The sequence below is a fragment of the Rugamonas aquatica genome (assembly GCF_009380215.1).
Taxonomy (GTDB): Bacteria; Pseudomonadota; Gammaproteobacteria; order Burkholderiales; family Burkholderiaceae_D; genus Rugamonas; species Rugamonas aquatica_B.
The window spans coordinates 52,786-64,094 of sequence record NZ_WHUG01000012.1 but is presented as its reverse complement, the minus strand read 5'-3'; the positions used below and the strand labels follow the sequence as shown (position 1 = coordinate 64,094).

The 11,309-nt window shown below is 66.8% G+C and carries 12 protein-coding genes; 8 read left to right on the top strand and 4 right to left on the bottom strand.

The genetic code is table 11. The features are described 5' to 3' along the window. The first annotated feature begins 21 nt into the window (after positions 1–21). The 3 genes from GEV02_RS24270 to rsmA are packed head-to-tail and all read left to right on the top strand — an operon-like array spanning position 22 to position 3,413. Positions 22–1,491 (top strand): peptidylprolyl isomerase, encoded by a 1,470-nt coding sequence (locus tag GEV02_RS24270; protein WP_235922914.1) that lies wholly within the window; start codon positions 22–24, stop codon positions 1,489–1,491. An 18-nt stretch (positions 1,492–1,509) separates the two neighbouring features. Next, on the top strand, positions 1,510–2,640 hold the full coding sequence (gene pdxA / locus GEV02_RS24265) for a 4-hydroxythreonine-4-phosphate dehydrogenase PdxA (RefSeq protein ID WP_328595909.1): 1,131 nt from the start codon (positions 1,510–1,512) through the stop codon (positions 2,638–2,640). After that, positions 2,637–3,413, top strand: coding sequence for a 16S rRNA (adenine(1518)-N(6)/adenine(1519)-N(6))-dimethyltransferase RsmA (rsmA, locus tag GEV02_RS24260; protein ID WP_152808529.1), 777 nt, complete (start codon positions 2,637–2,639; stop codon positions 3,411–3,413). Before pdxA ends, rsmA begins: the two co-directional genes overlap by 4 nt. A 190-nt stretch (positions 3,414–3,603) precedes the next feature. Here rsmA and GEV02_RS24255 read toward each other — a convergent pair whose 3' ends face one another. The 3 genes from GEV02_RS24255 to GEV02_RS24245 all read right to left on the bottom strand — a co-directional run bounded on the left by GEV02_RS24255 (position 3,604) and on the right by GEV02_RS24245 (position 6,523). Then, positions 3,604–4,248 (bottom strand): hypothetical protein, encoded by a 645-nt coding sequence (locus GEV02_RS24255; RefSeq protein WP_152840521.1) that lies wholly within the window; start codon positions 4,246–4,248, stop codon positions 3,604–3,606. Between the two features lie 59 nt (positions 4,249–4,307). Next, a complete protein-coding gene (locus GEV02_RS24250) occupies positions 4,308–4,922 on the bottom strand; it encodes a hypothetical protein (RefSeq protein WP_152840520.1) in 615 nt (204 codons plus the stop codon). 155 nt (positions 4,923–5,077) lie between these two features. After that, positions 5,078–6,523, bottom strand: a complete 1,446-nt coding sequence (locus tag GEV02_RS24245; protein ID WP_328595908.1) for a metallophosphoesterase family protein — start codon at positions 6,521–6,523, stop codon at positions 5,078–5,080. Between the two features lie 96 nt (positions 6,524–6,619). On the opposite strand from GEV02_RS24245, the gene GEV02_RS24240 reads away from it, so the two are divergent. Beyond that, on the top strand, positions 6,620–7,327 hold the full coding sequence (locus tag GEV02_RS24240; protein WP_152840519.1) for an HAD family hydrolase: 708 nt from the start codon (positions 6,620–6,622) through the stop codon (positions 7,325–7,327). Between the two features lie 68 nt (positions 7,328–7,395). Further along, the gene (hrcA, locus tag GEV02_RS24235) at positions 7,396–8,412 is read left to right on the top strand and encodes a heat-inducible transcriptional repressor HrcA (RefSeq protein ID WP_174999320.1); all 1,017 of its coding nucleotides are present in this window, start codon (positions 7,396–7,398) and stop codon (positions 8,410–8,412) included. A gap of 24 nt (positions 8,413–8,436) precedes the next feature. On the opposite strand, the gene fur is transcribed toward hrcA, so the two are convergent. After that, the gene (gene fur / locus GEV02_RS24230; protein WP_152840517.1) at positions 8,437–8,865 is read right to left on the bottom strand and encodes a ferric iron uptake transcriptional regulator; all 429 of its coding nucleotides are present in this window, start codon (positions 8,863–8,865) and stop codon (positions 8,437–8,439) included. Positions 8,866–9,133: 268 nt separating this feature from the next. On the opposite strand from fur, the gene GEV02_RS24225 reads away from it, so the two are divergent. From GEV02_RS24225 to GEV02_RS24215, 3 genes are read left to right on the top strand one after another with little or no spacing between them, the layout of a single operon-like run. Further along, entirely contained in the window at positions 9,134–9,784 is a 651-nt protein-coding gene (locus GEV02_RS24225) for an outer membrane protein assembly factor BamE (protein WP_152840516.1), read from the top strand. Positions 9,785–9,800: 16 nt separating this feature from the next. Beyond that, positions 9,801–10,607, top strand: coding sequence for a 4-hydroxy-tetrahydrodipicolinate reductase (gene dapB / locus GEV02_RS24220; RefSeq protein WP_152808539.1), 807 nt, complete (start codon positions 9,801–9,803; stop codon positions 10,605–10,607). Beyond that, entirely contained in the window at positions 10,607–11,293 is a 687-nt protein-coding gene (locus GEV02_RS24215; RefSeq protein WP_152840515.1) for a MotA/TolQ/ExbB proton channel family protein, read from the top strand. Before dapB ends, GEV02_RS24215 begins: the two co-directional genes overlap by 1 nt. The last annotated feature ends 16 nt before the right edge of the window (positions 11,294–11,309 follow it).

Here is an 11,309-nt window from a genome sequence, read left to right as displayed (position 1 = left end):
GTTCTTAAGATGAAGTTCGAAATGAAAATTCTGGCCGTCCTGCTGTGCACCACCGCCCTCGGCGGCTGCAGCCTGTTTTCGAAGAAGCCTGCTCCGGCCCCGGCCGCCGCACCCGTCGCTGCTACCGCGCCCGCGCCGGTCGCCGGCGCCGCACTGAACACCACGCCGGCCACCACCGCCAGCGCCAAGGCGGCAGCCAAATCCGACGGCAAGGGCTTCCTGCCGCCTGGCGAATCGGGCAATGTGGCGATCGATTCCATCGTGGTGGTGGTCAATGACGACGTCATCACCCAGCGCGAGCTGAGCAACCGCATCAAGAGCGTGACCGCCCGCATGAAGGCGCAGAACGTGCAGATGCCGGACCCGGCCGACCTGCGCCGCCAAATGCTGGAGCGCATGATCGTCGACCGCGCCCAGCTGCAGATGGCCAAGGAAATGGGCGTGCGGGTCGACGACCAGCAGCTCGACCGCGCCATCGGCCGCATCGCCGAAGCGCAGAAGCTGTCGGTGCAGGACTTGCGCAACCAGATGGAAAAGGATGGCACGCCGTACGCCGCCTTCCGCGAAGACATCCGCGACGAGATCATCATGCAGCGCCTGCGCGAGCATGAGGTCGACGCCAAGATCCAGATCTCCGAAGCCGAGGTGGACAGCTTCCTGGCCGCCGAGAAGGCCGCCGCCGCCGAGCAGTTCGAGATCAACATCTCGCAGATCATGGTGCGCATCCCCGACAACGCCACCGCCGAAGTGATCGCCCAGCGCCGCGCGCGCGCCGAGGAAGTGATGCGCCAGCTGCGCACCGGCGCCGACTTCGCCAAGATGGCCGCCACCTATTCGGACGCCAGCGACGCCCTGCAGGGCGGCGTGGTCGGCTGGCGCCAGCCCGAGCGCCTGCCGCCGGTGTTCGCCGAAGCGCTGACCAAGCTCAAGCCGGGCCAGGTGACGCCGATCATCAAGAGCGTGGGCGCGTTCCACATCCTGAAGGCGGTCGACCGCCGCAGCATGGCCGAGGCGCAAGCCGTGGCCGCCGTGCAGCAGACCCACGCCCGCCACATCCTGATCAAGGTGACGCCGACCATGAGCGCGGCCGACGCCAAGCGCAAACTGGCCGAGCTGAAGGAACGCCTGGACAACAACGCCGCCAAGTTCGAAGACCTGGCGCGCCTGGTCTCCAACGATGGTTCGGCCTCCAAGGGGGGCGACCTGGGCTGGCTGGCGCCGGGCGACGTCACGCCGGAATTCGAGGCGGCGATGAACAACCTGAAGATCGGCGAAGTGAGCCAGCCGGTGGAAACCAGCTTCGGCCTGCACCTGATCGAAGTGCTGGAGCGCAAGAGCGACGACGTCTCGAAAGAGCGTGAGCGCACCAACGCGCGCCAGGCCATCCGCGAGCGCAAGGTCGAGGAAGCGGCGGAAAGCTGGCAGCGCGAAGTGCGCGACCGCGCCTACGTCGAGTTCCGCACCGAAGACGGCGCAGCCGCCGCCAAGTAATCATCAAGGGGACCACGCGTGAGCGCCACTTTACACACCGGGCGCAGCGCGCTGCGTCCCGTCCACCGCGCCGGCCGCCCGGCCATCGCCGTCACCGTCGGCGAGCCGGCCGGCATCGGCCCGGAGATTTCCCTGCGCGCCGCCTGGGCCCGCCGCCACGACGTCAATTGCGTGCTGCTGGGCGACGCCGCCTTCCTGGCCATGACGGCCAGCACCATCGATCCCGACATCAAAGTGGCGGCGCTGTCGCTGCAGGCGCTGCGCAACGGCGGCCTGCCGCAGTTCGGGCCGGAGCGCCTGTGCGTGATCGACATCCCGCTGGCGGCCCACGTCGTGCCGGGCAAGCTGGACAAGGAAAACGGCCGCAGCGTGCTGGCCACGCTGGACGCCGCCATCGAAGGCGTGCAGGCCGGCTGGTTCGAGGCGGTGGTGACGGCGCCGCTGCAAAAGAGCACCATCAACGACGCCGGCGTGCCGTTCTCCGGCCACACCGAATACTTCGCCGAGCGCACCGGCACCGCGCAAGTGGTGATGCTGCTGGCCGGCCAGCCGCTGGCGCCGGCCGGCAAGCCGCTGCCGTCGCCGCTGCGGGTGGCGCTGGCCACCACCCACCTGGCGCTGAAGGATGTCGCCGCCGCGCTCAGCCAGGAAGGCCTGGCGCGCACGCTCGACATCATCGACCATGACCTGAAAACCAGGTTCGGCATCGCCGCCCCGCGCATCCTGCTGTGCGGCCTGAACCCGCACGCGGGCGAGGGCGGCTACCTGGGCCGCGAGGACATCGACGTCATCGCGCCGGCCATCGCGGCGGCGCAGGCGCGCGGCATCGATGCGCGCGGCCCGTATCCGGCCGACACGCTGTTCCAGCCCAAGTATCTGCAGGACGCCGACTGCGTGCTGGCCATGTACCACGACCAGGGCTTGCCGGTGCTGAAGTACGCCACCTTCGGCCAGGGCGTCAACATCACGCTGGGCCTGCCGCTGATACGCACCTCGGTCGACCACGGCACCGCGCTGGACCTGGCGGCGCAGGGCCCTGGCCTGGGCCTGGCCGACTGCGGCAGCATGGACGCCGCGATCGCCACCGCCGTGGCCATGGCCGACGCCGTGGCCGCCTCCACCTCACTCTCACCAGAAAAACAACCATGAAACACGTCGCCCGCAAACGCTTCGGCCAAAACTTTTTACACGATAAATACGTCCTTTCCAGCATCACCGAAGCCATCTCGCCGGCGCCGGACGACGCCATGGTTGAAATCGGCCCCGGCCTGGGCGCCATGACCGAGCAGCTGATGCGTACGCTGAAGATGATGCACGTGGTCGAGCTGGACCGCGACCTGGTGGCGCGCCTGGAAAAGACTTACAACCCGGCCAAGCTGACCATCCACGCCGGCGACGCGCTGAAGTTCGACTTCGGCAGCATCCCGGTGCCGGCCGGGCAGAAGTTGCGCATCGTCGGCAACCTGCCGTACAACATCTCCAGCCCGCTGCTGTTCCACCTGGCGGACTTCGCGCCGCAGGTGCAGGACCAGCATTTCATGCTGCAAAAGGAAGTGGTGGAGCGCATGGTGGCCGAGCCGGGCAGCAAGACCTACGGCCGCCTGTCGGTGATGCTGCAGTGGCGCTATGACATGCAACTGCTGTTCGTGGTGCCGCCGGAAGCGTTCGACCCGCCGCCGAAGGTGGAGTCGGCCATCGTGCGCATGATCCCGGTCGCCAACCCGCTGCCGTGCGACGGCGCCACGCTGGAGGCGGTGGTGTTGAAGGCGTTCTCGCAGCGCCGCAAGGTGATCCGCAACTGCCTGGCCGGCATGTTCACCGAAGAGCAGATCGTCGCCGCCGGCATCAAGCCGACCGACCGTCCGGAAGCGGTGGGCCTGGCCGAGTACGTCGCGCTGGCCAACCTGCTCAAGCCGCAGTAAGCAAAAAAAAAGCCCGCTGGTGAAAGCGGGCTAAATCCAATTCCTTTGCAAGAAGTGGAGGAGACGAGTGAAGTATGCTGCGTCGCGGCATATAACGCAAGTTTATTTTTCGAATATCGAACATCACGATATCGTATAACTCTCCCCACTTCCGCCGCGCCGCGCATGGTGCGCGGCGCCTTGCTCCTGATTACTTCGGTTTGCAGCTCAGCAACAGATTGCTGGCGTCGGCGTCGTTGATTACGCCGGTGCCGCCGGTCAGCGTGCAATTCAGATCGGCCGGTTGCGACAGGATGGTGACGCCGTAGGCGATACCGTGCGGCACTTTGGTGTCAAACTGGAAATTGCCCTTGCCTTGCGCGAGGTCGAGGGCGTTGGCGCTCGATACCGATACCGTGCCGCCGGTGGAGCCATTGGTCAGCACGACGATGCGCGGAGTGGCCGCGGTGGTGGCGGTGGCGTCATTGTTGGGGAACAGGCCGACGAACTGGCCGCTGACGAGGTAAGTTTTCTGCTGGCACAGCACCTGCGCGGTGATCGCCACCGTATGGCCGGCCGAACCGGTGGCGCCCGATACCACCTGGCAGGTCTGGTGGTCGGGGTCGTGCTGGACGGTGATGTTGTACTCGGTGCCGTAAGGAATCTGGCGCGGCATCGTGAACGACAGCGCGCCGGGCTGCACGGTCAGCGTATCGCTGCCGTTGGCCAGCACCAGGCCGGGATTGCCCAGGCCGGAAATCGTGCCCTGCACGGCGAATTGGGCCTTGCCGCCGCAGGCGGACAGCGCGACGGTCAGCATCAGCGCCGCAACGGCGCTCAAAGTCGAAAATTTCATCTATTACTCCAAAAAGAGGCGAAGCGGGCCGGCCACCACGGCGATGACCGGCCCGGGAATTATTTGCAGCTGACGGTTACGCCGAGGAAGTTACCAGCGGGCATGTTGCCGACGCCATTGGCCACGGTGCAGACCTGGGCGACCGGGTCGTTAGGCTGGCTCAGCACGGTGACGCCGTACGGCGAACCGTCGCCGACCAGGCTCGACATGGTGAAGTTGACCGGCGCGCCGGCGGTGGACGGCGGCAGCACGTTGACCAGGTCGGAACCGTTGGCCAGCACCAGGCCTTTGCTGCTCAGACCGCTCACGGTGCCGCCCAGCGTGTAGGGATTGGTGGTGCATTTGAAGGTGATCGGATAGGCGGTGTAGGCATTGGCCTTGCCGACGTTGCTGCCGTTGACGGGATCGCACTTGGCGCCGGTCGGGCCGGGCGCAACGACCGTCACGTTGAATTCTTCATCGACCGCGATCAGCCTGGTGAACGTGAAGGAGGTGCTGTTGGCGGGCACCGGCAGTTTTTCGCCGGTCTTATTGTTGATCAACACCAGATCCGGCTTGGTCAGGCCGGTGATAGTACCCGACAAGGTCAGGTTGCCATTGTTGCCGCCGCCGCAGGCAGTGAGCAGGGCGGCGCACAGCAGGGCGAGGCCCGGACGCAGATACGAACTTTTCATAAAAATCTCTCTCCAAAACGAATAGGGGCCGGCAACACTCGGGTGCAGCATATTACACGGAATGGGCCGTATTTTAGTGCATTTGGTAACACCGGGCCCGCTAAGCGATGTAACAGCTTGTGACACTTGCAGCGCCCGCGGGCCGGCGCCGCCGCTTATTTGACCTGCGCCACCGCGCAGCGCGAACGCTTGCCGTCGAGCTGGCAGGTATTGCGCACCCGGCCCTGCAGATCGTGCACCTGCACCAGCCAGCGGTCGGCGCCCTGGCGCTCCATGGTCATGAAGCCGAAGCCGTCGACCCAGGAACTGAACTGCTCGACCACCGCGCCCGGGGCCGGCGTCACGCCGTCCGGCAGGCGCTCCGGCAGCGGCACGATGTCCTCGGCGGTGCCGGAAAAGCCGGCGATGAACTGGCTGGGGTGGCCGCTGGCGAAGCTGACCTGTTCCCACAGATGCACGTGGCCGGACAGCATCGCCTGTATGCCGGCCGGCAGCAGCTGCGGATTGAGCGAGCCGAAGGCTTGCTGCAGGCCGGCGTCGCCCGGCAGCAGCACGATGGCGCCGTCGGCCTTGCGGTCGGCGCCCATGCCCAGCAGCGGGTGGTGGTCGATGCCGATGTTGCGCGGCGCCTGGGCCGCCAGCGCATCGAGCTGGCGGTACAGCTCGCGGTACTTGTCGTAGCCGAGGTCGCCTGGCTTCAAGCCCTTCCAGGTGGTGTTGGCGGTGTCCATCACCAGCAGCTGGGTGTCCTGGCCGATGGGCACGGCGTAGGGCGCGCTGTAGTTGCCGCTGGCGTCGTCGCTGGCGGCGTTGCAGTCGCGGCCGGGCAGCAGCGGGCGCGGATCGAGCAGGCGCCAGTAGCCCTGGCCGCCGCGCGCGCAGTTTTCATGGTTGCCGCGCGCCATGATCCACGGCGCCGCCCGCAGCAGCGCTGCGCCGGGCGCGAAGAAGTCGGCGTTCCAGGCATCCCAGCCATAGCCCCACGGGCTGCCGGCGCAACCGGCGTTGCCGTCGGGGCAGGCGTTTTCGCGATAATGGTAGTCGCCGACGTGGATCACCAGCTCGGGCCGCCACGCGGCGGCGGCGGCCGCGATGGCGGCGAACGGATAGTCGGCCTCGCGGTTGCAGGCCTGGTAGCTGTTGCTGCTCTTTTGCAGGCGGCAGCCGGTGTCGCCGATGACGACGATGCGCTGCGGCGCGACGGCCGGCACGGGCAGTGTCCGGCCCAGCACGCTGGCGCCGGCGTAGCTGCCGGCGGCCGGCAGCGGCGCCTCGCAGGTCAGCAACGGGAAGGCGGCCGGCTTGGAATCGGCCGGGGCCGACGGCGTCGGCCGCAGCGCCACGGTGGCGGCCGGCGCGCGCAGCGTCATCGGCTGCGGGCGCTGGTCGATGACGATGTCGGGGCAGGCGGGGGCGTCTATCAGCACGCGCGCCACGGCGGCGCCGCGCTCGCTCAGCACCACGTACGAGGAAAAGGCCGGCGGCTGGCCGACGGTGGCGCAGCCGGCCAGCAGGGCGGCGGACAGCGAGGCAAACAGGGCGGCAAACGGCAGGGGCGCGCGGCGGCGCGCAGGCCGGCGCAAGGGCAGGGACAAGGGCACGGGATCTCCAGCAGGGCAATCCGGTAATTTACCATGCCCTCGTCCGGCGGCGATCGGTGCGACAATACGCGGATTGCCCATTACGAGTTGCCCGCCATGACCCCACGCCGCCCGCTAGCCCTGCTGTTCGACCTCGATGACACCCTGTGGCCGATCGGCCCGGTGATCGCGGCGGCGGAAACCAGCTGGCACGCCTGGCTGGCCGAGCGCGCGCCCGAGGTGACGCAGCGCTACAGCGTGGCCGAGCTGCGGGCGCGCCGCATGGCGCTGCTGGAGCAGCGGCCGGAACTGGTGGTCGACCTGTACCAGCTGCGCCGCGTGGCGCTGGAACAAGCCTTCGCCGAGGCCGGCGCCGACGCCGCCCACATCGACGGCGCCATGCAGCACTTCCACCAGCGCCGCAACGCCGTCACGCCGTTCGACGACGTGGCGGCCGGGCTGGTCGCGCTGCAGGGCATGCTGCGGCTGGGCGTAATCACCAACGGCAACGCCGACCTTGAAGTCATCGGCCTGCACCACCATTTCGATACCGTGCTGGCCTCGTCGCGCTTCGGCCGCGCCAAGCCCGACCCGTCCATCTTCCTGGCCGCCTGCGAAGCGATGGGCGTGGCGCCGGCGGACGCCGTCTACGTCGGCGACGACCTGCGGCTGGACGTGCAGGGCGCGCAGAACGCCGGCCTGCGGGCGGTGTGGATGAACCGGGTCGGCAGCACCGCGCACCTGGAGGCGGGCATCGCGCCGGACGCCATCTGTGCCGGATTTGATGAACTTCTGGCCTGGGTACGCGGCCAAATGCAGCATTGACGCCACGCGGCGGCCCCCGGCGCCCGCAGAGCGTGCATAATAAGCGCAACTACCATTAGTAAATGACCATGCAACTCGATACCCGCGCACAAACCTTGCTCAAGGCCCTAGTCGAACGCTATATCGCGGACGGCCAGCCGGTGGGCTCGCGCGCCCTGTCCAAGATATCCGGCCTGGACCTGTCGCCGGCGACCATCCGCAACATCATGGCCGACCTGGAGGAGCTGGGCTACGTCGCCAGTCCCCACACCTCGGCCGGCCGGGTGCCGACGCCGCGCGGCTACCGCATCTTCGTCGACACGCTGCTGACCGTGCAGCACCTGGACGAACAGTCGGTCGAAGGGCGCATGCGGCTGCAGGCGCCGCAGCCGCAGAAAATGATTTCCAACGCGGCGCAGATGCTGTCGTCGCTGTCGCAGTTCGCCGGCGTGGTGCTGAGCCCGCGGCGCGAATCGGTGTTCCAGCAGATCGAGTTTTTGCGGCTGGGCGAGAAGCGCATCCTGCTGGTCATCGTCGGCCCGACCGGCGACGTGCAGAACCGCCTGCTGCTGACGGACGTGGACTACAGCCCGGCGCAGCTGGTGCAGTCGGCCAACTACATCAACCAGAACTACGGCGGCTTGGCGTTCGACGAAGTGCATATGCGCCTGCAGAACGAAGTGCGCCAGCTGCGCGACGACATGGGCCGGCTGATGCAGGCGGCGGTGGAGGCCGGCAGCGAGGCGATGGCGGACAACTCGGACGACATGGTCATCGCGGGCGAGCGCAACCTGCTGTCGGTCAGCGACCTGTCGTCGAACATGACGTCGCTGCGGCAGATGTTCGACATGTTCGAGCAGAAGACGGGATTGATGCAGCTGCTCGACGTGTCGAGCAAGGCCAGCGGCGTGCAGATCTACATCGGCGGCGAATCGAGCCTGGTGCCGATGGACGAGATGAGCGTGGTGACGGCGCCGTACACGGCCAACGGCAAGATCGTCGGCACGCTGGGCGTGATCGGTCCGACGCGCATGGCCTACGAGCGGGTGATACCGATCGTCGACATCACGGCCAAGCTGCTGTCGAATGCGCTGAGCCACAATTAAAAAAAGCCCCGACGGGGCTTTTTTTTATGGCCGGTGCGGGCAGGCGGTCTTGGTGCAGTTGCCGTAGATCGCCAGCGCATGCTCGGCGATCTTGAAGCCGCGCTCCTTGGCCACCAGTTGCTGGCGGCTTTCGATTTCCTCGTCGAAGAATTCCTCCACGCGGCCGCAATCGAGGCATACCAGGTGGTCGTGGTGCGAACCCTCGTTCAGTTCGAAAATGGCCTTGCCCGTTTCGAAGTGGTTGCGGTTCAGCAGGCCGGCCTGCTCGAACTGCGTCAGCACCCGGTACACGGTGGCCAGGCCCACATCCATATTGTCCGCCAGCAGGATCTTGTAGACATCCTCTGCGGTCAGGTGGCGTACGTCGCTGTTCTGGAAGATGTCCAGGATTTTGAGACGGGGCAGCGTGGCTTTGAGGCCGCTGGCCTTCAGATCGGTCGGATTGTTACCCATGGTGGAGACTCTTAGTAGTGGTTGGCGATAGCTAGCCCACAGTTTAACGCACTCCGGCTGCCACCGCACCTTTCGCGCCGTCCGGCGTCGCCCCGCGTGAAATTTACATTTGCAATGTTTTACAATTAATCTTTATAAAACAAGGACATAGTTGCCGATTTGCTGGATAATGCGATCTCTCCGAGTGCCCGCGCAGCCCCATGTCGCACCTTGTGCTTTATGATATAGCGTTTTTCGGCACTTCCGCTCGATCAGATTGAGGACAACCATGCGCGTCACCCAGGCTTTATCGCAGTCTTTGTTGCACCGTTTCACCCGCCGCGCGCCCTTGCTCGCCGGCGCTGTTTGCGTCGCGCTGGCCGCGGGCGGCTGTGCATCCAACACCACGCTGGGCGAGAAATCGACCGAAGTGAAAGAAACCGGCACCACGCTGGACGCCAGCAAAGGCGCGCAAACCACCACCATCACCAAGTTCCAGAAGTTCATGTGGTTCTTCTCGCCGTATCGTCCGGACATCCAGCAGGGTAACTTCGTCTCCGAGGAAATGCTGTCGCAGCTCAAGCTGGGCATGACGCGCGAACAGGTGCGCTTCATCTTCGGCACCGCGCTGCTGGCCGACCCGTTCCACGCAGACCGCTGGGACTACGCGTTCCGCATGGCCAAGGGCAACGGCGAAATCACCACCAGCCGCGTGATCGTGTTCTTCGACAAGGACGGCAAGGTCGCACGCTGGGAAGGCGGCAACCTGCCGACCGAAAAAGACTACATCGCCCGCATCGCCGGTCCAGCCCCCAAGGTCAAGAAAGACTTGAACACGCCGGATGCGCGCCCGGTCGGCAATACCTCGCCGATTCCGGCCGGCAGCGACAACGCCGCCGCCGCACCGGTGGGCATCACGGTGAACAACGACAAGAAATAAGCACGAGGACAGAAGCATGACAGACCTGAACATCGCCATCGCCGGCGCCGGCGGCCGCATGGGCCGCATCCTGATCGAAGCGGTGCAGGACGCGCCGGACGCGCGCCTGTCCGGCGCGCTGGACCGCGCGGGCTCGGCCAACATCGGCAGCGACGCCGCCGCCTTCCTCGGCAAGCCGGCCGGCGTGCCGGTCGAAGCGGAACTGGCCAAGGGCCTGGCCGGCGCCCAGTTCCTGATCGACTTCACCCGTCCCGAAGGCACGCTGGAGCACCTGGCCTATTGCGCCGAGCACGGCATCAAGATGATTATCGGCACCACCGGCTTCGATGAAGCGGGCAAGGCGGCCATCGCCGAAGCGGCCAAGAAAACCGCCATCGTGTTCTCGCCCAACTTCAGCGTCGGCGTCAACGTCACGCTCAAGCTGCTGCAACAGGCGGCCAAGGCGCTGTCGACCGGCTACGACATCGAAGTGATCGAAGCCCACCACCGCCACAAGGTCGACGCCCCGTCCGGCACCGCGCTGAAGATGGGCGAAGTGCTGGCCGACGCGCTGGGCCGCGATTTGAAGGATTGCGCCGTCTACGCCCGCGAAGGCGTGACCGGCGAGCGCGACCCGTCGTCGATCGGCTTCGCCACCATCCGTGGCGGCGACATCGTCGGCGACCACACCGTGCTGTTCGCCGGCACCGGCGAGCGCATCGAGATCAGCCACAAGTCCAGCAGCCGCGTGACCTACGCCCACGGCTCGCTGCGCGCCTGCCGCTTCCTGGCCGACAAGGCGACCGGCCTGTACGACATGAACGACGTGCTGGCGCTGAACTGATGACGCCCAACCACTTCACCCTCGCGAGCTACTGGGAGCAGGGCGACACCATCAGCCACATCGTGGCGCTGGTGCTGCTGGCGATGTCGCTGGTGAGCTGGTTCTTCATCCTGTCCAAGGCGTATGCCGCGTGGCGCATTCGCCGCAGCGCGCCGGCCGTGCAGGCGTTCTGGGAAGCGCCGTCGATGCAGGACGGCGTCGCCGCGCTGACGCTGGCCGACCCCGAGCAAGTCTTCCTGCCGCTGGCGCAGCAGGGCGCCGCGCAATTGCAAGCCGCCGGCCGCCCGTCGCTGGGCGGCGCCATGGGCCACGCGGCCCAGGTGACGCGCGTGCTGCGCGTGGCGATCCAGGCTTCCACCAACCGCCTCGAAGGCGGCTTGACGCTGCTGGCGTCGATCGGCGCCACCGCGCCGTTTGTCGGCCTGCTGGGCACCGTGTGGGGCATCTACCATGCGCTGGCCAATGTGTCGGCCAACGGCACGGTGCAGATCGACAAAGTGGCCGGCCCGGTGGGCGAAGCGCTGATCATGACCGCCATCGGCCTGACGGTGGCGATTCCCGCCGTACTGGCGTATAACGGATTCAACCGCGTCAACCGGCTGACCCTGGCCGAACTGGACGCCTTCGCGCACGACCTGCACGCCTACCTGACCACGGGCGAGCGTGCGGGTGGGGGGCAAGTCTGACATTTGGACACGAGCT